Origin of the sequence: Paracoccus sp. NFXS7, assembly GCF_040148865.1 — a bacterium.
GTDB classification, from domain to species: Bacteria; Pseudomonadota; Alphaproteobacteria; order Rhodobacterales; family Rhodobacteraceae; genus Paracoccus; species Paracoccus marcusii.
This window is the reverse complement of sequence record NZ_JAKEKV010000010.1, coordinates 67,689-93,165: the sequence shown is the minus strand read 5'-3', so window position 1 is coordinate 93,165 and position 25,477 is coordinate 67,689. Positions and strand designations below refer to the sequence as shown.

Here is a 25,477-nt window from a genome sequence, read left to right as displayed (position 1 = left end):
AACGGCGCAACGGATCAAAGGGGGCAGGACATGCGGACAAGCGCGCTGGTGATCGGATTTGCGGCCGCGATGGGGCTTTCCGCCTGTGGCGGCGGGACGCTGAACAATATCGGCGCGGGCCAGGTGGGGCCGGATGAATTCGCGATCCTGCCCACGCGGTCGCTGTCGATGCCGCCCGATCTGGCGGTGCTGCCCGCACCCACGCCGGGCGGCGCGAACATCACTGATCCGAACCCCCGCGGCGACGCGGTCGCCGCCCTGGGCGGCAACCCGGAACGGCTGGCGAACCAGGGCATCGGGGCCGCGGACCAGGCGCTGGTCGCGCAGGCCGCCCGCGCGGGCACCGACCCGCAGATCCGCGAACGCCTGGCACAATCGGACGCCGAATGGCGGGCCCGCAACGGCCGCCGCCCGCTGGAGCGCATCATGGGCACGCCGGTCTATCAGCGCGCCTATGCGCCGATGGCGCTGGACCCCGTCAGCGAACAGCGGCGCTGGCAGCGCGCCGGGGCCATTACCTCGACCGCGCCGGCGCCCGCGGCAGAGTGAGCACCGCCGTCTTCGACCCGACCGACCCTGGTTTCGGGGCCGATCCCTGGCCCGCCTATGCGGCGCTCAGGGCGCAGCCGGGCCTTCCCCTCTGGCCGGGCTTCGGTGGCCATCTGGCATCGCGCATGGCGGATGTGCGCGCCATCGCGCTGGACCGGCGCATGGTGCGCGCGCCCGCGGCCTTTGCCCCGCCCGAACAGGTGCGCGCGATGCAGGTCGCGGGCAACTTCCACGACATGCCGTTTCACGAACGCTTCGTGCAGACCTCGATGCTGGACACGGACGGGCCGGATCACGACCGGCTGCGCCGCGCGGTGTTCCCGTTCTTTACCAGGACCCGGCTGGAGGGGATGCGCGGCTTCGTGACGGCCTGGGTCGATGCTGCGTTGGACCGCCTGGTCCCGCAGGGGCGGATCGATTTCATCGCCGATCTGGCGGCGCATCTGCCGGGGCAGGTGATCGGCCACCTGATCGGCACGGACCCGGCGCTGGCCCCGCAGATGACCGAATGGTCCGATCACGTGGTCAGCTATTTCGACATGGACCGGACGCCCGCCAAGAAGGCCCGCGCCGAGGAGGCCACGCGCCTGTTCGCGGCGCTGCTGGAGGACCTGCACGCCGAACGCGCCGCCCGCCCGCGCGACGACCTGATGTCCGCGATGATCGAGGCCGAGCGCGCGGGCCTGATGACCCATGACGAACTGATCGCCACGATCATGCAGATCCTGCATGCGGGGCACGGATCGACCATCGACGTGCTGGGGTCGGGGATGGTGGCGCTGCTGGATCACCCGGACCAGGCGGCCCTGCTGCGCGCGCAGCCGGACCTGATGCCGCAGGCCGTGCAGGAGATGTTCCGCTTTGCCGCGCCGCTGCCGTTCTTTCACCGCTATGCGTCGGAGGACCTGACGATCTGCGGGCGGGACTGGCCCAAGGGCACGCTGTTCGGGCTGCTTTACGCGTCGGCCAACCGCGACCCCGAGGCCTTTGCCGATGCCGACCGCTTTGACGTCACCCGCCGTCCGAACGTGCATCTGGCCTTTGGCGCAGGCGTGCACGTCTGTCTGGGAAACAATCTGGCGCGACTGAACATGGAGACGCTGTTCACGGCCCTGCTGGCCCGCGCGCCGGGGATGGCGGCGGATGGGCCGGTGCGGTGGAAACAGGGGCTGCAGGCGCATGGACCGCTGTCCCTGCCGGTGCGTCTGACCGCCTGACCGGCGCTCGGGTCGGAACGGGTCGCCCGGCCCGCCCCCATCGAGGGGGCCGTCCGGGCGCGCGGCTGGCGCCGCGACCCCTGCCGCGGGCGCTGCACATTCGCGCGAGCGTGGCTTGCGCGGCCTGCCCCTGCGGTCCAAGTTGCCCCTCAGCAAGAGGAGGTTGCTCCATCCATGCGTCACCCCGCATCCCGTTCCGCCCTGGCCGTGGCCCTGGCGCTTGGCACGTCGCTGACCGGCCTGCCCGCCCTGGCGCAGGACGCCGCCGCCCCGATGCCCGACGGCGTCACCCATTTCACCCTTCCCAACGGCCTGGAGACGGTGGTCATCCAGGACGAGCGCGCGCCCGTCGTGGTGCAGATGGTCTGGTACAAGATCGGCGCGGCGGACGAGGTGCCGGGCAAGTCCGGCATCGCGCACTATCTGGAACACCTGATGTTCAAGGGCACCGACACGCTGGAGCCCGGAGAGCTGTCCAAGACGGTGACCGCGAACGGCGGCAGCGACAACGCCTTCACATCGTGGGATTTCACAGCCTATTTCCAGCGCATCGCCAGCGACCGCCTGCCCCTGGTGATGGGGATGGAGGCCGACCGCATGGCCAACCTGAACATCCGCGACGAGGACTGGCAGGCCGAACGCCAGGTCGTGCTGGAGGAGCGCGCGCAGCGCGTCGACAGCGACCCCGCCGCCCTGTTCGCCGAGGAGCTGAACGCGGTCGTCTATGACAACCACCCCTATGGCCGGCCGATCATCGGCTGGCGCGACGAGATCGAGGCGCTGACCCGCGACGACGCGGTCGCCTGGTACGACACGCATTATTCGCCGAACGAAGCCGTACTGGTCATCGCCGGCGACGTCACCCCCGAAGAGGCGCGTGCCCTGGCCGAGGAGCATTACGGTGCGATCCCCGCCAAGGGCGAGGCCGAACCGCGCGTCCGCCCGCAGGAACCGCCCAAGCGGACCGCACGTCGGCTGGAGATGTCGGACCCGCGCGTCGCGCAGCCCCGGATGATCCGCACCGTGCTGGCCGCGGAACGCGATCCGGGCGCGCAGGAGGATGCGGCGGCGCTGACCGTGCTGGCGGCGCTGCTGGGCGGGTCATCGCAGACCTCGTATCTGGCGCAGCAGCTGACCCTGCCGGGAACCGCGCTGTGGGCGGGGGCCAGCTATGACGGGCTGTCGCTGGACCGGACCGAATTCATGCTGTCGCTGGTTCCGGCCGAGGGCACCCCGCCCGAGGAGGCCGAGGCAGCATTGGACGAGTCGCTGGCGCAGTTTCTGGCCGAGGGTCCGGACGAGGCCGACCTGGAGCGCGTCAAGACCCGCATCCGGGCCGAGGAGATCTATTCGCGCGATTCGGCGCATGGCCGAGCCTATGACTATGGCCAGGGGCTGTCGACCAGCCTGACCGTGCAGGACGTGAACGACTGGCCCGACATCCTGGACGCGGTCACCGCCGAGGACGTGATGGCCGCCGCCCGCGACGTGCTGCAGGCGCCCGCCGTGACCGGCTGGCTGCTGCCCGCCCCCGCGGAGGTGGAGGCCGCCGCGACCCAGGAACCGGCCCCGGCCACCCCCGACGAACAGACCGAGGTGCAAGGATGATCCGTGCCGCAATCGCCACCGTTCTTGCCCTGCTGGCCGTGCCGGCGCAGGCGATCGAGATCCAAGACGTCACCTCTCCGGGCGGGATCAAGGCCTGGCTGGTCCAGGACGACAGCATTCCCTTTGTGGCGCTGGACATCCAGTTCCGCGGCGGTGCCAGCATGGACGCCGAGGGCAAGCGCGGCGCGGTCAACATGATGACCGCGCTGCTGGAGGAGGGCGCCGGGTCGAACAGCGCCACGCAGTTCGCCCAGGCGGTCGAGGACCTGGGCGCGCGGCTGTCCTTTTCGGCCAGCGACGACACGGTGTCCGTGGGCTTCCAGTCCCTGACCGAGAACCGCGACGCCGCCGCCGACCTGCTGGCCCAGGCGCTGGCGCAGCCGCGGTTCGACGAAGATGCGCTGACCCGCGTGCGCGGACAGGTGCAGGCAGTGATCCGGTCCGAGGCGACCGATCCGAACAGCATCGCCGCCAAGGAGATGGCGGCGCAGGCCTGGGGCGAGCATCCCTATGCGACCTCGATCAACGGGACGGCGGAGAGCGTCGCGGCCCTGACCAGGCAGGACCTGGTGGCGGCCAAGAACCGCGTGCTGGCGCGCGACCGGGTGGTCGTGGGCGCGGCGGGCGACATCTCGGCCGAGGAGCTGGGGCTGCTGCTGGACCGCATCCTGGGCGGGTTGCCGGAACAGGCGACCGCCCCCCTGCCCGAGCAGGCGGAGCTGCAGGTGACCGGCGGCACGACGGTCATCGACTGGGACAGCCCGCAGACCGTGGTGGCCTTTGCCGGGCCGGGCATCCCGATCGACGACCCCGATTATTTCGCGGCTTTCGTCGCCAACCACATCCTGGGCGGCGGGGGCTTCAGTTCCCGCCTGATGGAGGAGATCCGCGAGAAGCGCGGGCTGACCTATGGCGTGGGAACAGCGCTGGCCACGGGGCTGTACGGCCAGACCTGGCAGGGCGGCATGTCGGGATCGAACGCCACCACGGCCGAGGCGGTGGAGCTGATCCGCGCCGAATGGGCCCGCATGGCCGAGGGTGTGACGGACCAGGAACTGACCGATGCCAAGACCTATCTGACCGGGGAATATCCCCTGCGGTTCGACGGGAACGGACGCATCGCATCGATCCTAGCGGGGATGCAGCTGATCGGATTCCCGATCGACTATATCGATACCCGCAATGCCAAGGTCGAGGCGGTGACGTCCGAGGACGTGTCCCGCGTGGCGCAGCGCCTGCTGGACCCCGAACGGCTGCGCTTCGTGCTGGTCGGCCGCCCCGAGGGGATCGAATCGGACCCTGTCACCAACTGAACCGACAACAGCGGTGGCGCCGCGCCTCAAGGGGCGCGGCGCGGTCGTTCCGGGGGGCTGATGTCCCGCGAATCTCTGGCAGCCGCGGGGCAGTCCTGCTAGATTTGGGGCGATGAACAGCCATGCCCCCAAGATACGCCCCGACGGCCGCCCCGTGATCCGCCAGCTGGATGAGGCCACCGCCAACCGCATCGCGGCGGGCGAGGTGGTCGAGCGTCCGGCCTCGGCGGTCAAGGAACTGGTCGAGAATGCGCTGGACGCCGGCGCCACCCGGATCGAGATCGCCATCCAGGACGGCGGCAAGCGGCTGATCCGCGTCACCGACGACGGCTGCGGCATGGTGCCGGACGACCTGCCGCTGGCCCTGTCGCGCCATGCCACCAGCAAGATCGACGGGACCGACCTGCTGGCCATCACCAGCTTCGGCTTTCGCGGCGAGGCGTTGCCCTCGCTTGGCGCGGTCGGGCGGCTGACCATCACCTCGCGCACGCGGGGGGGCGAGGGGGCGTCCATCGCGGTCACCGGGGGGCGGCTGGACCCGCCGCGCCCGGCGGCCGCCAATTGCGGCACCGTGGTCGAGCTGCGCGACCTGTTCTTTGCCACGCCCGCGCGGCTGAAATTCCTGCGCACCGACCGGGCCGAGACGCAGGCGGTGGCCGACACGGTGCGCCGCCTGGCGATGGCCGAACCCTATGTGGGCTTTTCGCTGACCGCCGACGGGCGCGAGATCTTTCGCGCCGATGCCGAGCAGGGAGAGCTGTTCGGGGCGCTGACCACGCGGCTGACCCGGCTGATGGGGGCTGATTTCATCGACAACGCCCTGCCCATGGATGCCGAACGCGACGGGATCACCCTGACGGGCTATGCCGCCCTGCCAACCTATTCGCGTGGGGCGGCGGTGGCGCAGCATCTGTACGTGAACGGGCGGCCGGTGCGCGACAAGCTGCTGACCGGGGCGCTCAGGGCGGGCTACATGGACGTGCTGGCGGCGGGCCGGCATCCGGCGGCGGTACTGTTTCTGGAATGCGATCCGCAGATGGTGGACGTGAACGTCCACCCGGCCAAGGCCGAGGTGCGGTTCCGCGACCCGCAATCGGCCCGCGGGCTGGTCGTGGGCAGCCTGCGCCATGCGATGGCAGGCGCCGGGCACCGCGCCTCCAGCACGGTGGGCGACGCGACGCTGCGGGCGGTGCAGGTCGAACCGGGGCCCGAACCTTTGGCCGAAAACCGGTCAGACCCGCGGCCCGCATGGCAGGCCGACAGGCCGTCGGCGGCGGCCGTGCGGGCGGCGCTGGACCTGCAGATGCCGGGCTTTGCCGAGACGCCGTCGGCGCGGTTCGACCCGGTCGTGGCCGACGCGCCGATGGAGGACGCACCCCTGGGGGCCGCGCGCGCGCAGATCCACGAGAACTACATCATCGCGCAGACGCCTGACGGGCTGGTGATCGTCGATCAGCATGCCGCCCATGAAAGGCTGGTCTATGAGCGGCTGAAGGCGCAGGCGCAGGCCGCGGGCATCCCGGCACAGGCCCTGCTGATCCCCGAGATCGTCGAGCTGTCCCCGGCCGATGCCGATCGCATCCTGTCCATCGCCGCCGATCTGGCCGCGCTTGGTTTGGTGGTCGAGCCGTTCGGCCCGGGCGCGGTCGCGCTGCGCGAGGTGCCAGCAATGCTGGCGCGGCTGGACGGGCGCGCGCTGATCCGCGACATCCTGGACGATCTTGCCGATCAGGGCGCGTCGGACCGGCTGCAGGCGCGCATCGATGCGGTGCTGTCGTCGATGGCCTGCCACGGGTCGGTCCGGTCCGGCCGCCGGATGGGCGCGGACGAGATGAACGCCCTGCTGCGCGAGATGGAGCGGACGCCGAAATCGGGCCAGTGCAATCACGGCCGCCCGACCTGGGTCAAGCTGCAGCTGTCGGACATCGAACGCCTGTTCGGTCGCAGGGATTGACGCAGGACGCGCGCGGATCGATCCTGTGCCCAGACAGGAGGTGCCGCGATGCTGCAGATTGCCGTCGACAAGATCGCCCACGTGATCATCCGCGCCCGCGATTACGAAAGCGGCGTGAATCCCTGGGCCCATCAGGGCGGCGGACGCCAGCATGGCACCCGGTCCGAGCTGCATGATTTCATCGCTGGCCTGAACGAGGATGAGCAGGCCAGCCTGGTCGCCGTGATGTGGATCGGGCGCGACAGCTTTGAGCCGTCCGAACTGGAGGAGGCGATCCGCACCGCCCGGATCGAACGGACCATCCCGACCGAGGATTACCTGATGGGCGAACCCCGACTGGCCGACCTGCTGGAGGCCGGGCTGGAGGGGCTGGGCATCTCTCCCGGCGACATCGAAGACGACCTGCAGCGTCCGGTATGACGAAGGGCGGCCCCGCAGGACCGCCCCAAGACCAAGACCGATCGTGGCCGGATCACCCTTCCGGGGTCAGGCGAACCAGACGGCCGTTCTCCTCGTCGGTGATGACGACCAGGGCGCCGTCCTGGGCGACCTCGACCTCGCGGACGCGGCCGATGCCCTGGGCCAGGCGCGCCTCTCCGGTCACGGTGGTGCCGTCCAGTTCCAGCCGGATGATGTCGCCGGACCGCAACCCGCCGATCAGCGCGTCGCCGTGCCAGTCGGGGAACATGTCGCCATCATAGAAGGCCATGCCGCTGATCGCAGGCGACGGATCCCAGTAATAGACCGGCTGTTCGGTGCCCTCGACCTGGGTCGCTCCCATCTGGGCCCCGCTATAGTCGGTGCCGTAGGTGGCCAGGGGCCAACCATAATTTAAGCCGCCATCGACGGCGTTCAGCTCGTCACCGCCCTTGGGGCCGTGCTCGTTCATCCACAGCTGGCCGTCAGGGCCCATCGCGGCGCCCTGGATGTTGCGATGGCCGATGGACCAGATCTCGGGCAGCGCGCCCTCGATTCCGGCCCCGGCCGGCGTGCCGTCGGTGGCGTTGATGCGGATGATCTTGCCCAATGTCGCCTGCGGGTCCTGGGCGTATTGGCGGGGTTCGGGGTCGCTGCGTTCGCCCAGGCCGACAAAGATGTGGCCTTTGCCGTCATGCACGATCCGTGCGCCGAAATGCTTGGTCGAGGCCCATGCCGGCTGCTGCTGCCAGATGCGCTGGACATCGTCCATCGTGGTGCCGTCCTCGGACAGGATACCGGTCGCGACGGCGGTGGCGTTCGTGCCGTCGCCGCGAGGTTCGGCATAGGTCCACCAGACGCGGCGGGTGTCCGCGAAATCGTCCGCCACGGACACGTCGTGCAGGCCGCCCTGGTCGCGGGCATCGACCTCGGGCAGGCCCTGAATGGGTTCGGACAGGGTACCGTCGGTGGTATAGATGCGCATCCGGCCGGGGCGTTCGGTGATCAGCCAGTTCCCGTCGGGCAATTCCTGCAGGCCCCAGGGATGCTCCAGCCCCTCGACCAGAACCTGCTGCTGCAGGCCGGTGCTGTCCAGCATGGGCGCGCGGGTCTGGCCTTCGAAGGCGGGCTTTTGGTCGTAGGCGGCCCCGTTGGGGGCGGCATCGTTGAAACCCTGCGCCGCGGCCATCGAGGCCAGGAATCCTGTGGCGGCAAGGGTGGTCAGGCTTGTCGTCGTACGGCGCGTCATTGGGTCCTCCGATCCGGTGAATACCCTGCCCAATTCGTGACGCGGCCCGGCGTTCCCCCCTGCGGCAACACGTCCCTGTCAGGCGGCCGTGACGGCGCCCATGTCAGCGCGCGTCGCGATGGTCGCGAAACAGCGCACCCGCCCGGCCCCAGGCGCCCGCGTCAAGGTCGTCCAGCCCCTGCAGCACGGGCAGCAGCTGGGCCGCGTAATCCTCGCTGCTTTCACGCGGCAGCATCGAGGGCAGGTTGTCGATCGCCATCACGTCCAGCACCGGCGCATCCGCCACCCGCAGGACCGGCGCGTCCCAGGTGGTGGTGCGGTCATAGACCTTGATCGGGGAAAAATCGCTGGTCGGGTCGCAGGCCACGTCGCCGATGACGCTCAGCGCACGACCCGGCGCCACGGCATCGGCAGGCACGAAGACCGGGGCGCCGGGATGGGCCAGGATCGCGTTGACGAAGACATCGTGCATCAGCACCTCGGGGAAGGGGCCGCCATGGGCGGTCTCGGCCATGTCCCACCCGGTCACGGTGACGCCCATCGCGGTCAGCAGGTCGGCCGCGCCGCTGCCTACGCGGCCCTTGGCGCCGATGACGATGGCCCGCGGACGCGGGCGGCCGGTGGCGTCCAGCCGCGCCCGCAGGTCGTCCAGCATGCGGTGCCGGTCGGGATAGGCGGCCACCGGGCCGCAGATGCCGCCCGACTGCTGCGCGGCCCAGGCCATCAGCGACACCGCCGCCCCCGCATAGCCCGCCCAGTACCCGAAGGCCGCCAGCCTGCGCCCCGTGTCGTCGGTCAGATATTCCAGGTCATACAGCGCCCCGCCCCCGTCCCGGAACCGGTCCAGCAGCACCCGACCCGCGGGCTGGCCCTTGAAGGCGTGGCCGAACATCACGTGGCGATGGCACAGGGGGGTGCCGTCCTCGGGCAGCTCCTTGAGGCCGAAGACGATGGCATCGTCGGGCGCGGTGGGCCAGCTGCCCTCGGGGGTGATGGCCGCGCCGGCCTTGGCATAGGCGTCGGTCGGGATGATCCGGCGGGGGCTGTCCTCGACCGTGACGCGCATGCCCTGCCCGATCAGCGCGGCGACCCCGTCCGGGGTGATGCCCACGCGATCCTCGTTCGGACGGCTTTCCGCCCTGACCCACAGATGTGTCATCCCGATCCCCTGCCATGGCTTGCGCCCCAAGCTGTAGGTCACGCGGCAATGCGCCGCAAGCACGGGCCGGAACCCCCGGCACGCTGCCGGGGTTGGCTTTCCTTTCCCCCGTTCCGCAGGAGAAAGCATGCACCTGACCCGTCGCACCGGACTGAAACTGGCCGCAGCCCTGATGGGCTCTGCCGTCCTGCCCGCCCTGGTCCTGCCCCGCACCGCCCGCGCGCAGGACGCCGGCTTTCATCATGCGGTCGAGGGTGGAGAGGTCGTGATCCACCCCGTCGATCACGCCAGCATGGTCCTGGAGACGCCCGCGGGGGTGATCTATGTCGATCCGGTCGGCGGGGCCGAGGCCTATGCCGACCTGCCTGCGCCCGACCTGATCCTGATCACCCATGAACACAGCGACCATTACGACCAGCCGACGCTGGATGCCCTGCCCGAGGTGCCGATGATCGCCAACCCCGCCGTGGCCGGGATGCTGCCGGCCGCCATGGCCGAACGCACGACGACGATGGCCAATGGCGACAGCGGAGAGGCCCTGGGCCTGCCGATCGAGGCCATCCCCGCCTATAACATCACCGAGGACCGGCTGCAGAACCATCCGCAGGGCCGCGACAACGGATACATCCTAACCATCGGGGGCCAGCGCTTCCTGATCGCCGGCGATACCGAGGATACGCCCGAACTGCGTGCCCTGACCGACATCCATGTGGCGTTCCTGCCGATGAACCTGCCCTATACGATGTCGGTGGATCAGGCGGCGGCGGCGGTCACGGCCTTTGCCCCCGACGTGGTCTATCCGTACCACCACCGGGGCAGCGACCTGGACGCGTTCACGGCCTTGGTGGCCGAGGGCGGGTCGGGTACGCAGGTCGTCGTGGCACCGTGGTATGCCGAAGCGGACGCCTAGAACGGCACCTTTGCCGAAAACCCGGTCTGCACCCCGGTGTCGGGGTGGCGGAACCGCAGGCTTTCGGCATGCAGCATCAGGCGGGGATGGTCGGCGGCCGTCCCCGTCGCATAAAGCGGATCGCCCAGGATCGGGTGGCCCAGGGACGCCATGTGTACCCGCAGCTGGTGGCTGCGCCCTGTGACGGGCATGAGGCGCACCCGTGTTTCCGCATCGGTCGCGCGGACGACGCGCCAATCGGTCTGGGCGGGCCGACCCTCGGCATGGTCGACCTTCTGGCGGGGCCGGTTCGGCCAGTCCACGATCAGCGGCAGGTCGACCCGACCGGTTTCCGGCTGCAGGCGGCCCGAGAGCCGCGCGACATAGACCTTCTTGGTCAGCCGATCCTCGAACTGCTTGGACAGGTCGCGCTGCGCCTGCGGGGTCAAGGCAAAGACCATCACACCCGACGTGTCCAAATCCAGCCGATGCACCAGCAGCACGGTGGGAAACGCCTCGCGCAGGCGGGCGATCAGGCAGTCGGCCCGATCCTCTCCGCGCCCCGGCACCGACAGCAACCCCGCCTGCTTGTCCACCACCAGCACGTGGTCGTCGGCATGCAGAACCACCGGGATGTCCGGCGGCGGGGCATAAACGAATTCGGTCATTTCCAGACGAGGCGCAGCGCCAGCCCCGCGAACATGACGGCGGCGATCTTGTTGACCATCCCCAGCCGCTTGCCGATCACCCCGCCTGCGATCCCGCCGACGATGCCGTATCCCATGGTCACCAGCGTCCCCGTGAATGCGAAGATCAGCCCCAGGCCCAGGATCTGCTGCCAGACCGGGCCCCAGGCGGGGTTGGTGAACTGCGGCAGGAAGGCCAGCAGGAACAGGACCGGCTTGGGGTTCAGCGCGTTGGACAGGAACCCGCGGCGAATGATGTTCCAGACCCTGACGCTGCCCCGGGCCGACGGGTCGATGTCGCCCGACCGCCAGCTTTTCCACGCCAGCCACAGCAGATAGGCCGCGCCCGCGTATTTGATGGCGCGCAGCGCCTCGGGATGGGCGGCGACGATCGCGCCTAGGCCCACGGTCGCCAGCGCCACGTGCATCAGCACGCCCAGGCCCACGCCGAACCCGGCCCAGGCCCCGGCGCGCGGCCCGCCCTGGATGCCGCAGGCGCTGGCGAAGAACACGTCCTGACCGGGCGCAAAGTTCAGGACCAGCCCGCCCGCGATGAACGCGGTCAGCTGTCCCACAGGAATGTTCGCCAAGGTGTCCCAGATCATCGTGCTGCCGTCCCCATCGTGATCACAGATGCCCGAAGGCGTCCGCCAGAATCGCCGTCAAAGCATCCGCGTCGGCCTGACCAAAGGCATCCGGACGGTCGCTGTCGATGTCCAGCACCCCGATCAGCCGCCCGCCCGCGCCCAGGACAGGCAGCACGATCTCGGACCGGGTGCTGCTGGAACAGGCGATGTGGCCCGGGAAGGCCTCGACATCGGGCACGATCTGGACCGTTCGCGTGCGGGCCGCCGCCCCGCAGACCCCGCGCGAAAACGGGATGACCAGGCAGCCGTGCCCGCCCTGATAGGGCCCGATCTTCAGCAGCCCGGGGCCCACCACGCGATAGAAGCCGGTCCAGTCGAACCGGTCGTCGGAATGATGCAGTTCGCAGGCGACGGTCGCCATCAGCGCGACCTCGTCGGTCTCGCCCGCACACAGGGCCCGGATGCGGGCCGACAGATCGTCATAATCGCTCATCCGCATATCCTTACGCGGGGCCGTCGGGACAGGAAAGCCCGCCCGTTCACCGCCGCGACGATTGCGGCGGGGATGCGGGCCATTGCCCCGGCAACCGCTTGGCGGCACTGTCGCGCCATGACGCTGCGCACCCGCATCCTGACGCTGATCCTGATCGTCCAGCTGGGCCTGATCGCGCTGCTGGCCCTGGGCAGCCTGGACCGGCTGCGTCGCGACATCGCCACCGAAACGCGCATGGGCGCCGAGACGGCGCGCAACCTGGTACTGGCCACGATCGGCACGATGCAGGGGGCCGTGCCGCCCGACCGCATCATGGCGCGGCTGCCCGAACGGCTGACCGAACCCCGCCACGCCCGCATCGGCATCCTGAACGCGCTGGACGGCACGCTGCGCCAGCCTGCGGGTCCGCCCGACCCGGCGCTGCGCGCACCCGGCTGGTTCGCGGCCCTGGTCGCCCCCGACCCCCAGGAGACCCGCCTGCCGGTGGTGATCGACGGCCGCCCGCGCGGCTATGTGCTGATCACCGGCGACCCGGCCGAGGAGATCGCCCGCGCCTGGCGCGACATCCGTGACCTGATGGCGCTGGCGGCGGCGGCGGCCGTCCTGCAGGCGGCGCTGATCGCCGGGGCATTGGCGCAGGGGCTGCGCCCGGTCGCGACCATCGCCGCGCGCCTGTCCGACATGACCCGGGGCGACCTGGACAGCCGCATCGGCCCGCTGCCCCATCCCGACCTGGCGGCGCTGGCCACCCATGCCGACCGGCTGGCGCAGGCGCTGGAACAGGCCCGCACCGACCGCACCCGCCTGCAGCACCAGGTGATCGCCCGCGCGGACGCCGAACGAAAGGCCATCGCCCGCGACCTGCACGACGAGATGGGCCCGTGCCTGTTCGGCCTTCGGGTCGAGGCCGATGCGCTGCGCGAGGCGGCGCCCGACCCCGCGACCGCCGCATCGGCCGACCAGATCGCGGCGATCGCGGAACAGATCGCCCGCGTGAACCGCACCCTGCTGGACGATCTGCGCCCGATGGCGGTGGGACAGCTGCCTTTGGCCACGGTGCTGGCGGATTACGTGGCCGATCTGAACCGCCGCTTTCCGGGCACCCGCTTTGCCCTGGACATGGCCGCGGGCCTGCCAGAGCCCGACGAGGCCACCGCCCTGACCCTGTTCCGCATCCTGCAGGAGGGCACCACGAACGCGCTGCGCCATGCCCGGGCGGACCGGGTGGACATCCGGCTCTGGACCGATCCGGCGCATTGGCGCATGGTGCTGGCCGATGACGGCGTGGGCATGGCCCCCGACCGGCGCGAGGGGACCGGCCTGACGGGCATGCGCGAACGCATCACCCTGCTGGGCGGCACCCTGCGCCTTGAGGCCGGGTCGCCCGGCACGCGCCTGATCGCGGACCTGCCCCGGCAGGCCGGACAGCCCTGACGACCGCCAGCACTGAGGACAGGACGACCCCGTGACGAAACGCGCCTTGGTCATCGACGACCACCCGATCACCCATCTGGGCGCCAGCCGCCTGCTGCGCGATCTGGGCTATGACCCGGTGGGCCAGGCCATGTCCGGAGAGGAGGCGCTGGACCAGCTGACCCGCGACCCCGCCCCCGACCTGATCGTCCTGGACATCAGCCTGCCCGGCGCGGGTGGCCTGGACCTGGTCGCCCCGCTGCTGGCCGCCGCACCCGACGCGCGCATCCTGGTCTTCTCGATGAACGACCAGACCGGCTTTGCCGCCCGTGCCCTGCAGGCGGGCGCGCAGGGGTTCCTGTCCAAGAACGCCCCGCCGTCCGATTTCCGCGACGCCGTGCGCACGCTGGAGGCCGGAGAGTTCTATCTGGCCCCCAAGCAGGCGATGGCGCTGGCCACGCTGCGCGCGGGCGCCGCGGGCGACCCCCTGGGCGCGCTGTCGGACCGTGAACGCCAGGTCCTGGCCCTGATCGGACAGGGGCATGCGCTGCAGGCCATCGCGGATCAGCTGGGCGTCAGCTACAAGACCGCGGCCAACACCTCGTCGGCGCTCAAGAAGAAGCTGGGCGTGGACGGGATCAACGGCTTGATGAAATTCGCGCTGGACAGCGGCGTATAGGGGGTCGGCATGCTGGCTTGGTTCACGAACGACACCGACACGACGCCCGGCGCGGCCGACCTGGCGCTGGAGGCGCTGGCGGCGGACCTGCGCGCGCGCGGCCTGCCCGTGGCGGGGGCGGTGCAGCGCAACCTGGACCTGGGCCCCGACTGCGCCTGCGACATGGAGATGATCGTGCTGGGCGATCCCGGCGATCCGGTCCGCATCTCTCAGTCGCTTGGGCCGGGGGCGCAGGGCTGCCGGCTGGATACCGGCGCGCTGGAGGAGGCGGTGGCCCGCACCGCGCCCCGCCTGGCCGGCGCGGGCCTGGTGGTGATCCCCAAGTTCGGCCGGCAGGAGGCGATGGGCCGCGGCTTTCGCGACCTGATCGGCCAGGCGGTGGCCGACGGGCAGCCGGTGATCCTCTACGTGCCGCGCCAGCAGCAGGCGGCGTTTCTGGATTTCGCGGGCGATCTGGCGGTGCGGATCCGGCCCGACCAGCTGCGGTCCTGGTGCCTGGACCGATTCGCGGCGGCGTCGTGACGGACCTGGACGCGCGGGGGCTGCTGTGTCCCCTGCCGGTGCTGCGCCTGCGCAAGGCGCTGCTGGCGATGCCTGCGGGGGCGACCATACGGCTGATCGCGACGGACGGCATGGCGATGGTCGATGTGCCGCATTTCTGCGGGCAGGCCGGGCATGCCATGATCGGGATGCGCGATCTGGGCGACGGCGTCACGGAATTCACGGTCAGGCGCGGCCCCGCGACCGGACAGGCAGCCGATCCTGCCCCCGAAGAGAGTTGAGCACCGACGATGACCATGCCCTTCCTGCCCTCGCGCAAGCGCCTATCGGAGTTGACGGAGCAAGAGATCGTGGCCCTGGCCATCGCCTCCGAGGAGGATGACGCGCGCATCTATCGCAACTGGGCGGCGTTCCTGCGCAAGGACTATCCCGCCAGCGCCGCCGTGTTCGACGCCATGAGCGCCGAGGAGGACGGCCACCGCCGCCTGCTGCTGGACATGCACCAGCGCCGGTGGGGTGACGCCATCGCCGTGATCCGCCGCGAACATGTCGCGGGCTATGTCACCCGCCGCCCCGCCTGGATGATCGAGAACCTGTCGCTGGACCGCATCCGCGCCGAGGCCGCGGGCATGGAACGCGACGCGGCCGAGTTCTATGCCCATGCCGCCCAGGTCAGCCAGGACGCCGGCACGCGCAAGCTGCTGGGCGATCTGGCCGCCGCCGAGCGCGGCCACGAGAACCGCGCCCACGAGCTGACCGAACAGCTGCTGCCCGCCGATGCCCGCGCCGAGGAGGATGCCGTCGCCCATCGCGATTTCGTCCTGACCTGGGTCCAGCCGGGGCTGGCGGGGCTGATGGACGGCAGCGTGTCGACCCTGGCGCCGATCTTTGCAGTGGCGTTTGCCACGCAGAACCCCTGGACGACCTTCCTGGTGGGCGCCGCCGCCAGCATCGGCGCAGGCATCAGCATGGGCTTTACCGAGGCCGCATCCGATGACGGCGTGGTGTCGGGGCGCGGATCGCCGCTGAAGCGCGGACTGTCGTCGGGGGTGATGACCACCGTGGGCGGGATGGGGCACGCCCTGCCCTATCTGATCCCGGATTTCTGGACCGCCACCACCATCGCCATCATCGTCGTCTTCGTCGAGCTGTGGGCCATCGCCTGGATCCAGAACCGCTGGATGCAGACGCCCTTCTGGCGGGCCGTCTTGCAAGTCGTCGTGGGCGGTGGTCTGGTGCTGGCCGTTGGGGTGCTGATCGGATCGGGCTGACGGCCCCCGCCCGGGGGCCAGATGACCGAGATCCTGCTCAAGACCCTGCCCTTCTTCGCCCTGATCGGGCTGGGCTGGGTCGCCGCCGCCACGCGGTTCTTTCCCGCCCAGGGCGCGGCCTGGCTGACGAAGTTCGTGTTCTATTTCGCGCTGTCGGCGATGCTGTTCCGCTTTGCCGCGGGGGTCGATCTGGGCGCGCTGTTCGATCTGCGCTTCGTGCTGGCCTATCTGGCCGGGTCCACGGCGGTCTGGGCGGTGGGCCTGTGGGTCGCGCGCGCCCGCGGCCTGGGTCTGGCCGAGGCCGCGATGGAGGCGCAGTGCTGCATGATCGGCAACACCGGCTTTCTGGGCGTGCCGATGCTGGTCGTGCTGCTGGGCCCGGCGGCGATCGGGCCGGTGCTGATGGTGCTGATCATCGACATGCTGGTCTTTTCCACGCTGATCACGCTGATCGTGCATGCCTCGCGCAATGGCGGGGTCGGCGTCGCGGCGATTGTGCCGGTGCTGCGGGGGATCGCGGCCAACCCGATGATCCTGGCGATGGTCGCGGGCCTGTCCTGGGGCGGGCTGGGCCTGCCCATGCCCGCCCCCCTGGACGAGTTCCTGTCGATTCTGGGCGCGGCCGCGACGCCCGGCGCGCTGTTTGCCATCGGCGCCAGCCTGGCGGGGCGCAGCTTGGCGCGGCTGGCCCCGTCGGCCTGGCTTTCGGGGGCCAAGCTGATCCTTCATCCGGCCGCGGTGGGGCTGGCCGCGTGGGGGTTCGGCGTCGATCCGGTCGCGGCGGGGGTGATGGTCGTCGCGGCGGGCCTGCCGGTGGCGGGCAACGTCTATATCCTGGCGCAGCATTTCGGGCTGGCGCAGCAGCGGGTGTCGACCGCGATCCTGATCTCGACCGCGGCCAGCATCCTGACCATCCCCGCGCTGATGGTGCTGATCGGCGCCTAGGCGCGCGCGGCCAGCATCGCCTCCTCCAGGATGTCCAGCGCCTGCGCGAACTGGTCGTCCGGGATGGTCAGCGGCGCCAGGAAGCGGATCACGTTGCCATGCACCCCGCAGGTCAGCAGCAGCAGCCCCCGCGCCAGCGCCTGTTCGCGCACCCGCGCGGTCAGGCCCGCATCGGGCCCGTCCGGGCCGATGAACTCGGCCGCAATCATGAAGCCCGGCCCCCGGATGTCGGCCAGTTCCGGCATCTGCGGCCCGATCGCCTCCAACCGCGCCTTCAGCGCTGCGCCCAGGCGGTCGGCGCGGGCGCACAGGCCCTCCTCCTCGATCACGTCCAGCACCGCCAAGCCAGCCGCGATCCCCAAAGGGTTGCCGCCATAGGTGCCGCCCAGGCCCCCCGGCTCGGCCGCGTCCATGATCTCGGCCCGGCCCGTGACCGCGGCGATGGGCAGCCCGCCGCCCAGGCCCTTGGCCATGGTCACCAGGTCGGCGGCGACGCCGTGATGCTCCATCGCGAACAGGCGGCCGGTGCGCGCGAACCCGGTCTGCACCTCGTCGGCGATCATCACGATGCCATGCCGGTCGCACAGCGCGCGGATCGCCACGACGAAATCGGTGGGCGCGGGATAGAAGCCCCCCTCGCCCTGCACCGGCTCGAACACGATGGCGGCGACGCGGGCGGGGTCCAGGTCGGCCTTGAACAGCTTGTCGATGGCGGCAAGACTGTCCTCGGTGGTGACCCCATGCAGCGGGCAGGGGAAGGGCGCGTGGAAGACGTCGGGCATCATGCCGCCGAAGCCCTTCTTGTAGGGGACGACCTTGCCGGTCAGCGTCATGCCCATGAAGGTCCGCCCGTGGAACGCGCCGGTGAAGGCGATCACCGCATCGCGTTTCGTGGCCGCGCGGGCGATCTTGACCGCGTTCTCGCAGGCCTCGGCCCCGGTCGTGACGAAGATCGTCTTCTTGGCGAAATCGCCGGGGGTCGCGTTGTTCAGGCGCTCGGCCAGGCGGACATAGTTCTCATAGGGCAGAACCTGGTGGCAGGTATGCGTGAACGCGTCCAGCTGGGCGCGCACGGCCTGGATCACGCGGGGGTGGCGGTGGCCGGTGTTCACGACCGCGATACCGGCGGCGAAGTCGATCAGGCGGTTGCCCTCGATGTCGGTGACGGTGGCGTTTTCGGCATGTGCCGCGAAATGGTCGGTCATCACGCCCACGCCGCGGGCCATGGCGGCGCGGCGGCGGGCGGCGGTTGCCGCGTTGGTCGCGGCGGCGGTCAGGTCCTTCATGGTGCATCCCTCCCTGGATGGATGGTCCAAGGGTGATCCTTTCGCACGCGCTTGCCAACGGCGAACTTCGCCTCGACGCAGGCGGCGGGGCGGGCTATCCCCGGACGCGCACGTTCAAGGGAGGGAACCGGACATGCGCGACATCGCGGACCTGAGGCTGTCGAACATCCTGCTGGCGGTGGATGACGAGGGCATCGCCCGCGTCACCCTGAACCGCCCGGCCAAGCGCAACGCGCTGGACCTGGCCACCATCGAGGAGCTGATCGACATCTTCACCACCCTGCCGCGCGCAGGCGTGCGCGCCGCGATCCTGGACGCGGCGGGCGATCATTTCTGCGCGGGGCTCGATCTTGTGGAACACCACCGCGAGGATCGCAGCGCCGCCGATTTCATGCAGGTCTGCCTGCGCTGGCACGACGCGTTCAACCGGATGGAATATGGCGGCGTGCCGGTCATCGCCGTCCTGCAGGGCGCGGTCGTGGGCGGCGGGCTGGAACTGGCCAGCGCCGCGCATATCCGCGTGGCGGGGCCCGGCACCTATTTCGGCCTGCCCGAGGGGCAGCGCGGCCTGTTCACGGGCGGCGGCGCCACGATCCGCGTGGCCGACCTGATCGGCAAGGCGCGGATGATCGACATGATGCTGTCCGGGCGCCTCTATCGCGGGGACGAGGCCGTGTCGGTGGGGCTGTGCCAGTACATGGTCGACGACCCGGCCGCCCATGCGCTGCAGATCGCGCGCAAGGCGGCACAGAACCCGCCGCTGTCGAACTTCGCCATCTGCTCGGCCATTAGCCACATGCAGAACATGAGCGCGCTGGACGCAGCCTATGCCGAGGCCGCCGTGGCAGGCGTCGTGAACACCCAGGCCGCGGCCCGTGACAGGCTGGCGGCCTTCGCCGGCGGAACCGCGGACAAGATCAAGCCCGCCTGACGGGGGCGCCATGTCGCGTCGCGGGCCTTGGGCCCGTGCCGCGGCAGCGGTCGGCCGGGGCTCGATGCCCCGGCCGACCGCTCCTCGCTCAGGGCATCAGGGTCAGGACCAGCGTGACCACCCCGCCGATCGCCAGGAACCCCAGCAGCACGAAGACACCGTCCCGCGCCAGCAGGCCGAACGCCAGCAGGCTGACCACCACGCCCATCAGCGACGAGGTGAACGGAATGAATTCCAGCAGCGGCATCACCAGCCCGCAGCACAGGCAGATCCCCTGCACGATCCAGCGCATGGGCCGGCGCACCAGCGGGGTCAGCCGCTCGTGGCTGACCCGGTCTAGGAACCGCGCGGGCTTCTCCATCCAGTCCAGCGCCTTGCGCAACCGATCGCCGGACACCTGCCGCCGCATCAGGAAGCCCGGCAGCCAGACGTGATCGCGACCGATCAGCATCTGTGCCGACACCAGCGCGATCAGCAGGCCGCAGATGCTGGAGAACAGCGGCACGCCCGACAGGGGCGACGCCACCGCAAAGGCCGGGATCATCAGGTTGGGGGGCAGCGAATCCTGGCCCAGGGCCTCGGCGATCTGTCCGACGCTGACCTTGTCGCCTTCGGCCCCCTTGCGCACGCGGCCGACCAGATCGGTGATGACGGTGTCATCGCTCATCGCATTCTCCTGCTTGTCGAGGGTGCAACGCATGGACGCGTCGCGGGGTCCGCGCTCAGCCCGCGCGGCGTGCGGCGGTCAGCAGCCGGTCCAGCGACTGCAGGAACCGTGCCCGGTCGGCCTTGCCGAACCCCGCCCCGCCGCCCTTGTGGAACGGGTCCGCCGCGCGGATGTCGGCCATCAGGTCGCGCGTGGCCAGCCGTGGGCCGATGTTGCGCACGTCCAGCACCTCTCCGGCGTGGGTCAGCACCGCCGCCCCCGCCTTGATGCAGCGATCCGCCAGCGGCAGGTCGCCCGTCACCACCACGTCGCCGGGACCGCAGCTGTCGGCGATCCACTTGTCGGCCTCGTCGGGGCCCGCGGACACGATCTGCAGCCGGACCAGTGGATGCGTGGGCATCCTAAGGCCCCCGTTGCAGACCAGCACCATGGGCACACCCATGCGGACGGCCACCCGCTCGGCCTCGACCTTGACCGGGCAGGCATCCGCATCGATGAACAGCGTGGTCATCAGTCGCGCAGCAGCTCGTTGATGGATGTCTTGGACCGCGTCTGCGCGTCGACCCGCTTGACGATCACCGCACAGTACAGGTTCACGCCGTTCTTGGACGGCATCGTGCCCGACACCACGACCGACCCCGCCGGAACCTCGCCATAGGTCACGCTGCCGGTCTCGCGGTCGACGATCTTGGTCGACTGGCCGATATAGACGCCCATGCCCAGGACCGATCCCTCGCGCACGATGCAGCCCTCGACCACCTCCGAACGCGCGCCGATGAAGCAGTAGTCCTCGATGATCGTCGGCCCCGCCTGCAGCGGCTCCAGCACGCCGCCGATGCCCACGCCGCCCGACAGGTGGACGTTACGGCCGATCTGCGCGCAGGACCCGACAGTGGCCCAGGTGTCGATCATCGCGCCCTCGCCCACATGGGCGCCCAGGTTGACAAAGGACGGCATCAGCACCGCGCCCTTACCGATGAACGCCGACCGCCGCACGATCGCGCCCGGCACGGCGCGGAACCCCGCGCGGCGCCAGTCGTCCTGAGTCCAGCCGTGGAACTTGGACGGAACCTTGTCCCACCACGAGGTGCCCTGCGGACCGCCGGCCATCTCCTCCATGTCGTTCAGGCGGAAGGACAGCAGCACCGCCTTCTTCGCCCACTGGTTCACATGCCAGTCGGCGCCGCGCTTTTCGGCCACGCGCAGGGCGCCGCTGTCCAGCTGGTGCAGGGTCTCGCGCACGGCCTCGCGGGCGGCGCCCTGCGTGTCGGGGGTGATCTCGGCGCGGGCCTCCCACGCGGTTTCGATGGCTTGTTCCAGGTCTTGGGTCATCTTGGCCTCTTGCTGCTGTCGCGTCCGGGTGGAAACTGTTGCCTGTGGGCTATAAGCATCAACCAATGCCCGCGCAATCCGCGCATCCCCCACCCCGAGGCCTTGATGACCGATACGACCGAACAGGACCGCGCCCACACCCTGCCCGCCAGCAGCCGCGACGCGGCCCGCGCCCGGCACGTGCCCGACACGCCCCAGACCCGTGCGCCGTCCTATCAGCTGGCCTTCAGCGACCGCGACTTTCTGCTGCGCGAGGAGCTGCGCCCCGTCCGCCTGCAGCTGGAGCTGCTGAAGCCCCAGATGATCATGGACGAACACGGCATCGAATCCACCGTGGTGATGTTCGGCGGCGCGCGCATCCCGGCGCCCGACGGCGCGGCCCGCGACGCCCGCAGCCCGGCCTTGGCCGAACTGTCGAAATACTATACCGAGGCGCGCCTGTTCGCCCGCCTGATGACCGAACGCAGCCTGGCGCAGGGCGGCAAGGACCTGGTCATCTGCACCGGCGGCGGCCCCGGCGTCATGGAGGCGGGCAACCTGGGCGCGCAGGAGGTCGGCGGCCAGTCGATCGGCCTGGGCATCGTGCTGCCGCACGAGCAGGCGCCCAACCCCTATGTCACGCCGGACCTGTGCTTCAACTTCCACTATTTCGCGATCCGCAAGATGCATTTCCTGATGCGCGCCCGCGCCATCACGGTCTTCCCCGGCGGCTTCGGCACCCTGGACGAACTGTTCGAGGCGCTGACCCTGATCCAGACCGGCCGCATGGCCCGCATCCCGGTCCTGCTGTTCGGGGCCGAGTTCTGGGACGGCATCATCAACTGGCAGGCCCTGGCCCGCGCCGGCACGATCAGCGCGTCGGACCTGGACCTGATCCGCTATGTCGAGACCGCAGACGAGGCCGTGGCGATCATCGACGCCTGGTCGCCGGAATGAAACGCTTGCATCGCGCCCGTGGCCCGATCATGCAGATCGCATGACACGCGCGCTGGACGATCTGGGCTGGGGGCCCTTCTTTGCCGATCAGGTCACCGATGACGATGCGGGGCTGGTGCCCATGCGCATCGCCGCGGTGCACCGGTCGCGGCTGATGGCCGAAACCGGGGCGGGCCAGGTCCGGCTGGACCTGCCGCTGCATGCCACGACCGCAGACTATGCGGTGGGCGACTGGGTGCTGGCCAAGGGCGACACGCGCGTGGTGGCCCGCCTGCTGGACCGCCGCGCCCTGCTGCGCCGCCGGACCGAGGGGGCGGATGCCCGCCAGCTGATCGCCGCCAACGTGGACACGCTGTTCGTCGTCACGTCGTGCAACGACGATTTCAACCCGGCGCGACTGGAACGCTATCTGGCCCTGGCGAACGAGGCCGGGACGGACCCGGTGATCGTGCTGACCAAGATCGACAAGGTCGACGACCCGTCGGACTGGGTCGACCGCGCCCGCACCCTGCAGCGCGGGCTGCAGGTCGTGGCGCTGAACGCCAAGTCGCCCGATGCGGCCGCGGTGCTGGCACCCTGGTGCGGACCGGGGCGGACGGTCGCGCTGGTGGGTTCGTCCGGAGTGGGCAAATCGACGCTGCTGAACACGCTGTCGGGCCGCGATGCCCAGGCCACAGGCGAGATCCGCGAATCGGACGCCAAGGGGCGGCACACCACCACCGCGCGGTCGCTGCATCCGGTGGCGGGCGGGGGCTGGGTCATCGACACGCCCGGCATGCGCACGCTGCACGTGGCCGATGTCGCCGTGGGCATCGAGATGCTGTTCGCCGAGATCACCGAACTGGCCCCCCATTGCCGGTTCCGCGACTGCACCCATGCGCATGAACCGGGCTGCGCGGTGCAGGCGGCCGTGCGCGCCGGCACGCTGGACGCGGACCGCCTGGAACGCTGGCGCAAGCTGCACGACGAGAACCGCGACAACACCCCGGTCCAGACCGGACCCCGCGGCAACCGCACCACCCTGCCCCGCGGCGGCAGGCGGCGCTGACGGTCATTGCTCCCGCAATTGTGCCAAACGAGTTGTGGGAGGGTCGTCCCTTGGCGGACGTTTCCCGGTTTGGGTATCCCCTGCTGCTGCAAACGTCGTTGAAGAATCTAGGGCAAAAACTGCAACCCGCTCCACGTCGGCAAACATCGCCTTTGTAGCTATGCCAAAAATGCGACGAACAGGGCCAAGGGTCACGCGCCAGAACGGCTGATGCGTAGGCGAGACCAAACGCATCGAAGACAGGTCTCTGGACTGGTCTGGTCGACGGGCAAAAACTCCCGTGACGCCGCGGCGGCGATCACCGTCAAACGCACTGTAGAGCGTGCCATCCGCACAGGAGGTCGCCGTCGAGCAGCCTGCCGGTGGCAGGTGCCGCGACCGGCCCAGCGCCAGGTTCAGACGGGCTGTTCTAAGCGGTTTCCGCCGCGATCTGGGCGCGGGACTTGCGGCCGCGTTCTGTCGCGGATTTCAGCTGGCCGCAGGCGGCCATGATGTCCTCTCCGCGCGGGGTGCGGATCGGGCTGGCATAGCCCGCATTGTGGATGATGTTCGCGAAGGCATGGATGCGGTTGTTGCTGGACCGCTTGTAGGGGGCGCCTGGCCATTCGTTGAACGGGATCAGGTTGATCTTGGCCGGGATGCCCTCGATCAGCTTGACCAGGCGGTGCGCGTCCTCGTCGCTGTCGTTCACGCCCGCCAGCATCACGTATTCAAAGGTGATCCGCTCGCTGTTGGTCAGGCGAGGATAGTCCCGCAGCGCGGCCAGCAGCGTCTCGATGTTCCAGCGCTTGTTGATGGGGACCAGGCGGTCGCGGACCTCGTCCGTCGTGGCGTGGAAGCTGACGGCCAGCAGGCAGCCGATCTCCTGCGCGGTGCGCGCGATCTCGGGGACGACGCCGCTGGTCGACAGGGTGATGCGGCGGCGCGACAGGGACAGGCCCTCGTTGTCCATCACGACCTTCATCGCGTCGCGGACGTTCTCGAAATTGTACAAGGGCTCGCCCATGCCCATCAGGACGATGTTGCTAATCAGCCGCGTCTCGTCCTTGGGGGCGCCCTGGACGGGCCATTCGCCCAGATCGTCGCGCGCCAGCATCAACTGGCCGACGATTTCCCCGGGCGTCAGGTTGCGCACCAGCTTCTGCGTGCCGGTATGGCAGAACGAACAGGTCAGCGTGCAGCCCACCTGGCTGCTGACGCAGAGCGTGCCGCGGCCCTCCTCGGGGATGTAGACGACCTCGACCTCGTGGCCGCCGGCGATGCGGACAAGATACTTGCGCGTGCCGTCGCTGCTCACCTGACGGGTCACCATCTCGGGCAGGGTGATCTCGAAATTGGCAGCCAGCAGGGCGCGGTAATCCTTGGCCAGGTTGGTCATCTGCGCGAAATCGCGCACGCCCCAGTGATAGACCCACTGCCAGACCTGGCCCACGCGCATCTTGGCCTGACGCTCGGGCGTGCCCGCCGCGACCAGGGCGTCCAGCAGCTGCGCACGCGTCAGGCCGACGATGTTCGTCAGCCCGCCCTGGGGCAGCTTGCGCGGAAGCGTCATCACGTCCTGCGTGATCGGCGCAGACGGGGTCTGATCGGTCATGAAGATCACCGGTGTTGGAACGGCCCAAGGGGCGAAAGACAGCCACATATGCGAAAGCGGGCCCGAAATCAACCGGCCCGCCCCCTTGGTTCCGTCAGGACTGCAACCTTGCGGTTACTGGCAGCGCTCGCGTGCGCTGTTGGTCGCGGCGGTGATGCCCGACAGGCTGAACGTGTCCTTGGTCGTGGTGCCGCGTGCCGAACGGCCGGTCACGACAGCCGACGAGCCGCCGCGCAGGGCCGCGATCATCGCCTCGTCGTCGGACGGGCTGCCGGTCCAGGCGCTCTCGCCCTCGGTGAACAGGTTGAACGTGCGGCCGCCCACATCGACCTCGACCGTCGAATCCGGGGCGAAGGGATAGCCGCCGCTGAAGCTGACCTCTCCGTTCTGGCCGGGACGGTAGGCGACGTACAGGCGGATGTCGCCGCGCGTCACCTCGGTCGGCTGACCGTCGCGGGTGTTCAGCGTGGATTTCGGGGGCGAGACTGCCCAGCATTCGCGCGGGTTGTCGGCCGCGAAGACTGTCCAGTCCCCTTCGGTCGCCACGACGTTGCTGGATTCTTGCGCAACCGCCGTGCCCAGTCCGGCGATCAGGACAAGGCTGGCGCCCATGCCGCGCAGGGTGGTGGTAATCATGCTCTGGCCTCCTGCCAATTCAATTCGCCGCTTCGCCCGGCGTTCTTCCTGATTGCTGTGGTCTTTTCAACCATCTGTCGTCAGGATAGCGAAAATCGCCGCCCGTTAAAGGCTGCG

27 protein-coding genes are annotated in these 25,477 nt (G+C 70.0%); 16 read left to right on the top strand and 11 right to left on the bottom strand.

Going from position 1 to position 25,477, the window contains the following annotated elements:
- The first annotated feature begins 30 nt into the window (after positions 1-30).
- From LZ686_RS15690 to LZ686_RS15665, 6 genes are all read left to right on the top strand, one after another.
- Complete coding sequence (locus LZ686_RS15690) at positions 31-549, top strand: DUF3035 domain-containing protein (RefSeq protein ID WP_139598632.1); 519 nt, start codon at positions 31-33, stop codon at positions 547-549.
- Entirely contained in the window at positions 546-1,766 is a 1,221-nt protein-coding gene (locus tag LZ686_RS15685) for a cytochrome P450 (protein WP_349548395.1), read from the top strand. The genes LZ686_RS15690 and LZ686_RS15685 overlap by 4 nt, the downstream gene beginning before the upstream one ends.
- 174 nt (positions 1,767-1,940) lie before the next feature.
- On the top strand, positions 1,941-3,374 hold the full coding sequence (locus tag LZ686_RS15680) for a M16 family metallopeptidase (RefSeq protein ID WP_349548394.1): 1,434 nt from the start codon (positions 1,941-1,943) through the stop codon (positions 3,372-3,374).
- A complete protein-coding gene (locus LZ686_RS15675) occupies positions 3,371-4,687 on the top strand; it encodes a M16 family metallopeptidase (RefSeq protein WP_252927472.1) in 1,317 nt (438 codons plus the stop codon). Before LZ686_RS15680 ends, LZ686_RS15675 begins: the two co-directional genes overlap by 4 nt.
- 112 nt (positions 4,688-4,799) lie before the next feature.
- Complete coding sequence (mutL, locus tag LZ686_RS15670; RefSeq protein ID WP_349548393.1) at positions 4,800-6,641, top strand: DNA mismatch repair endonuclease MutL; 1,842 nt, start codon at positions 4,800-4,802, stop codon at positions 6,639-6,641.
- Positions 6,642-6,689: 48 nt separating this feature from the next.
- A complete protein-coding gene (locus LZ686_RS15665; RefSeq protein ID WP_139598636.1) occupies positions 6,690-7,061 on the top strand; it encodes a DUF3775 domain-containing protein in 372 nt (123 codons plus the stop codon).
- 52 nt (positions 7,062-7,113) lie between these two features.
- On the opposite strand, the gene LZ686_RS15660 is transcribed toward LZ686_RS15665, so the two are convergent.
- The gene (locus LZ686_RS15660) at positions 7,114-8,307 is read right to left on the bottom strand and encodes a PQQ-dependent sugar dehydrogenase (protein WP_349548392.1); all 1,194 of its coding nucleotides are present in this window, start codon (positions 8,305-8,307) and stop codon (positions 7,114-7,116) included.
- 103 nt (positions 8,308-8,410) lie between these two features.
- Positions 8,411-9,466 carry a saccharopine dehydrogenase gene (locus tag LZ686_RS15655; protein ID WP_349548391.1) on the bottom strand — a complete coding sequence of 352 codons (1,056 nt, stop codon included), beginning with the start codon at positions 9,464-9,466 and terminating at the stop codon, positions 8,411-8,413.
- Positions 9,467-9,593: 127 nt separating this feature from the next.
- Between LZ686_RS15655 and LZ686_RS15650 the strand changes: the two genes are divergently transcribed.
- Positions 9,594-10,376, top strand: a complete 783-nt coding sequence (locus LZ686_RS15650; RefSeq protein ID WP_349548390.1) for an MBL fold metallo-hydrolase — start codon at positions 9,594-9,596, stop codon at positions 10,374-10,376.
- Here the strand turns inward: LZ686_RS15650 and LZ686_RS15645 are convergent.
- From LZ686_RS15645 to msrC, 3 genes are read right to left on the bottom strand one after another with little or no spacing between them, the layout of a single operon-like run.
- Entirely contained in the window at positions 10,373-11,023 is a 651-nt protein-coding gene (locus LZ686_RS15645) for a pseudouridine synthase (RefSeq protein ID WP_349548389.1), read from the bottom strand. The two genes, LZ686_RS15650 and LZ686_RS15645, sit on opposite strands and share 4 nt — an antisense overlap.
- The gene (locus LZ686_RS15640) at positions 11,020-11,646 is read right to left on the bottom strand and encodes a LysE family translocator (RefSeq protein ID WP_127897448.1); all 627 of its coding nucleotides are present in this window, start codon (positions 11,644-11,646) and stop codon (positions 11,020-11,022) included. The genes LZ686_RS15645 and LZ686_RS15640 overlap by 4 nt, the downstream gene beginning before the upstream one ends.
- 22 nt (positions 11,647-11,668) lie before the next feature.
- Positions 11,669-12,121 carry a free L-methionine (R)-S-oxide reductase MsrC gene (msrC, locus tag LZ686_RS15635; protein WP_349548388.1) on the bottom strand — a complete coding sequence of 151 codons (453 nt, stop codon included), beginning with the start codon at positions 12,119-12,121 and terminating at the stop codon, positions 11,669-11,671.
- Between the two features lie 117 nt (positions 12,122-12,238).
- On the opposite strand from msrC, the gene LZ686_RS15630 reads away from it, so the two are divergent.
- The 6 genes from LZ686_RS15630 to LZ686_RS15605 are packed head-to-tail and all read left to right on the top strand — an operon-like array spanning position 12,239 to position 16,930.
- Entirely contained in the window at positions 12,239-13,555 is a 1,317-nt protein-coding gene (locus LZ686_RS15630) for a histidine kinase (RefSeq protein ID WP_127897449.1), read from the top strand.
- A 31-nt stretch (positions 13,556-13,586) separates the two neighbouring features.
- Entirely contained in the window at positions 13,587-14,213 is a 627-nt protein-coding gene (locus LZ686_RS15625) for a response regulator (protein ID WP_046000410.1), read from the top strand.
- A 9-nt stretch (positions 14,214-14,222) separates the two neighbouring features.
- Positions 14,223-14,735 carry a DUF2478 domain-containing protein gene (locus LZ686_RS15620; protein WP_046000411.1) on the top strand — a complete coding sequence of 171 codons (513 nt, stop codon included), beginning with the start codon at positions 14,223-14,225 and terminating at the stop codon, positions 14,733-14,735.
- A complete protein-coding gene (locus LZ686_RS15615) occupies positions 14,732-14,995 on the top strand; it encodes a sulfurtransferase TusA family protein (RefSeq protein ID WP_045983073.1) in 264 nt (87 codons plus the stop codon). The genes LZ686_RS15620 and LZ686_RS15615 overlap by 4 nt, the downstream gene beginning before the upstream one ends.
- Before the next feature lie 15 nt (positions 14,996-15,010).
- Positions 15,011-15,985 (top strand): iron exporter MbfA, encoded by a 975-nt coding sequence (gene mbfA / locus LZ686_RS15610; RefSeq protein WP_127899244.1) that lies wholly within the window; start codon positions 15,011-15,013, stop codon positions 15,983-15,985.
- A 21-nt stretch (positions 15,986-16,006) separates the two neighbouring features.
- Positions 16,007-16,930 carry an AEC family transporter gene (locus LZ686_RS15605; protein WP_349548387.1) on the top strand — a complete coding sequence of 308 codons (924 nt, stop codon included), beginning with the start codon at positions 16,007-16,009 and terminating at the stop codon, positions 16,928-16,930.
- On the opposite strand, the gene LZ686_RS15600 is transcribed toward LZ686_RS15605, so the two are convergent.
- The gene (locus LZ686_RS15600; RefSeq protein ID WP_349548386.1) at positions 16,927-18,216 is read right to left on the bottom strand and encodes a 4-aminobutyrate--2-oxoglutarate transaminase; all 1,290 of its coding nucleotides are present in this window, start codon (positions 18,214-18,216) and stop codon (positions 16,927-16,929) included. The genes LZ686_RS15605 and LZ686_RS15600 overlap by 4 nt on opposite strands.
- A gap of 133 nt (positions 18,217-18,349) precedes the next feature.
- Between LZ686_RS15600 and LZ686_RS15595 the strand changes: the two genes are divergently transcribed.
- On the top strand, positions 18,350-19,147 hold the full coding sequence (locus tag LZ686_RS15595; protein WP_349548385.1) for a crotonase/enoyl-CoA hydratase family protein: 798 nt from the start codon (positions 18,350-18,352) through the stop codon (positions 19,145-19,147).
- 88 nt (positions 19,148-19,235) lie between these two features.
- Here LZ686_RS15595 and LZ686_RS15590 read toward each other — a convergent pair whose 3' ends face one another.
- Genes LZ686_RS15590 through dapD form a run of 3 tightly spaced genes read right to left on the bottom strand, consistent with a single transcriptional unit; the run spans position 19,236 to position 21,146 of the window.
- Entirely contained in the window at positions 19,236-19,814 is a 579-nt protein-coding gene (locus LZ686_RS15590) for an exopolysaccharide biosynthesis protein (protein WP_046000416.1), read from the bottom strand.
- A 55-nt stretch (positions 19,815-19,869) separates the two neighbouring features.
- A complete protein-coding gene (locus tag LZ686_RS15585; RefSeq protein ID WP_349548384.1) occupies positions 19,870-20,325 on the bottom strand; it encodes a YaiI/YqxD family protein in 456 nt (151 codons plus the stop codon).
- Entirely contained in the window at positions 20,325-21,146 is an 822-nt protein-coding gene (dapD, locus tag LZ686_RS15580) for a 2,3,4,5-tetrahydropyridine-2,6-dicarboxylate N-succinyltransferase (RefSeq protein WP_349548383.1), read from the bottom strand. The genes LZ686_RS15585 and dapD overlap by 1 nt, the downstream gene beginning before the upstream one ends.
- A gap of 105 nt (positions 21,147-21,251) precedes the next feature.
- On the opposite strand from dapD, the gene LZ686_RS15575 reads away from it, so the two are divergent.
- The gene (locus tag LZ686_RS15575) at positions 21,252-22,082 is read left to right on the top strand and encodes an LOG family protein (RefSeq protein ID WP_046000418.1); all 831 of its coding nucleotides are present in this window, start codon (positions 21,252-21,254) and stop codon (positions 22,080-22,082) included.
- Between the two features lie 40 nt (positions 22,083-22,122).
- Positions 22,123-23,130, top strand: coding sequence for a ribosome small subunit-dependent GTPase A (gene rsgA / locus LZ686_RS15570; protein WP_148910584.1), 1,008 nt, complete (start codon positions 22,123-22,125; stop codon positions 23,128-23,130).
- A gap of 409 nt (positions 23,131-23,539) precedes the next feature.
- On the opposite strand, the gene rlmN is transcribed toward rsgA, so the two are convergent.
- Together rlmN and LZ686_RS15560 are read right to left on the bottom strand one after the other, a co-directional pair.
- Positions 23,540-24,724 (bottom strand): dual-specificity RNA methyltransferase RlmN, encoded by a 1,185-nt coding sequence (rlmN, locus tag LZ686_RS15565; RefSeq protein ID WP_045983077.1) that lies wholly within the window; start codon positions 24,722-24,724, stop codon positions 23,540-23,542.
- A gap of 114 nt (positions 24,725-24,838) precedes the next feature.
- Positions 24,839-25,360 (bottom strand): invasion associated locus B family protein, encoded by a 522-nt coding sequence (locus tag LZ686_RS15560; protein WP_046000420.1) that lies wholly within the window; start codon positions 25,358-25,360, stop codon positions 24,839-24,841.
- Between the last annotated feature and the right edge of the window lie 117 nt (positions 25,361-25,477).

Bases quoted from the DNA above. Each gene is read 5' to 3' on its own strand.
- LZ686_RS15690 (WP_139598632.1), top strand. From the start codon at position 31: ATGCGGACAAGCGCGCTGGTGATCGGATTTGCGGCCGCGATGGGGCTT.
- LZ686_RS15680 (WP_349548394.1), top strand. From the start codon at position 1,941: ATGCGTCACCCCGCATCCCGTTCCGCCCTGGCCGTGGCCCTGGCGCTT.
- LZ686_RS15675 (WP_252927472.1), top strand. From the start codon at position 3,371: ATGATCCGTGCCGCAATCGCCACCGTTCTTGCCCTGCTGGCCGTGCCG.
- mutL (WP_349548393.1), top strand. From the start codon at position 4,800: ATGAACAGCCATGCCCCCAAGATACGCCCCGACGGCCGCCCCGTGATC.
- LZ686_RS15665 (WP_139598636.1), top strand. From the start codon at position 6,690: ATGCTGCAGATTGCCGTCGACAAGATCGCCCACGTGATCATCCGCGCC.
- LZ686_RS15660 (WP_349548392.1), bottom strand. From the start codon at position 8,307: ATGACGCGCCGTACGACGACAAGCCTGACCACCCTTGCCGCCACAGGA.
- LZ686_RS15655 (WP_349548391.1), bottom strand. From the start codon at position 9,466: ATGACACATCTGTGGGTCAGGGCGGAAAGCCGTCCGAACGAGGATCGC.
- LZ686_RS15650 (WP_349548390.1), top strand. From the start codon at position 9,594: ATGCACCTGACCCGTCGCACCGGACTGAAACTGGCCGCAGCCCTGATG.
- LZ686_RS15645 (WP_349548389.1), bottom strand. From the start codon at position 11,023: ATGACCGAATTCGTTTATGCCCCGCCGCCGGACATCCCGGTGGTTCTG.
- LZ686_RS15640 (WP_127897448.1), bottom strand. From the start codon at position 11,646: ATGATCTGGGACACCTTGGCGAACATTCCTGTGGGACAGCTGACCGCG.
- msrC (WP_349548388.1), bottom strand. From the start codon at position 12,121: ATGAGCGATTATGACGATCTGTCGGCCCGCATCCGGGCCCTGTGTGCG.
- LZ686_RS15630 (WP_127897449.1), top strand. From the start codon at position 12,239: ATGACGCTGCGCACCCGCATCCTGACGCTGATCCTGATCGTCCAGCTG.
- LZ686_RS15620 (WP_046000411.1), top strand. From the start codon at position 14,223: ATGCTGGCTTGGTTCACGAACGACACCGACACGACGCCCGGCGCGGCC.
- mbfA (WP_127899244.1), top strand. From the start codon at position 15,011: ATGCCCTTCCTGCCCTCGCGCAAGCGCCTATCGGAGTTGACGGAGCAA.
- LZ686_RS15605 (WP_349548387.1), top strand. From the start codon at position 16,007: ATGACCGAGATCCTGCTCAAGACCCTGCCCTTCTTCGCCCTGATCGGG.
- LZ686_RS15600 (WP_349548386.1), bottom strand. From the start codon at position 18,216: ATGAAGGACCTGACCGCCGCCGCGACCAACGCGGCAACCGCCGCCCGC.
- LZ686_RS15595 (WP_349548385.1), top strand. From the start codon at position 18,350: ATGCGCGACATCGCGGACCTGAGGCTGTCGAACATCCTGCTGGCGGTG.
- LZ686_RS15590 (WP_046000416.1), bottom strand. From the start codon at position 19,814: ATGAGCGATGACACCGTCATCACCGATCTGGTCGGCCGCGTGCGCAAG.
- LZ686_RS15585 (WP_349548384.1), bottom strand. From the start codon at position 20,325: ATGACCACGCTGTTCATCGATGCGGATGCCTGCCCGGTCAAGGTCGAG.
- dapD (WP_349548383.1), bottom strand. From the start codon at position 21,146: ATGACCCAAGACCTGGAACAAGCCATCGAAACCGCGTGGGAGGCCCGC.
- LZ686_RS15575 (WP_046000418.1), top strand. From the start codon at position 21,252: ATGACCGATACGACCGAACAGGACCGCGCCCACACCCTGCCCGCCAGC.
- rsgA (WP_148910584.1), top strand. From the start codon at position 22,123: ATGACACGCGCGCTGGACGATCTGGGCTGGGGGCCCTTCTTTGCCGAT.
- rlmN (WP_045983077.1), bottom strand. From the start codon at position 24,724: ATGACCGATCAGACCCCGTCTGCGCCGATCACGCAGGACGTGATGACG.
- LZ686_RS15560 (WP_046000420.1), bottom strand. From the start codon at position 25,360: ATGATTACCACCACCCTGCGCGGCATGGGCGCCAGCCTTGTCCTGATC.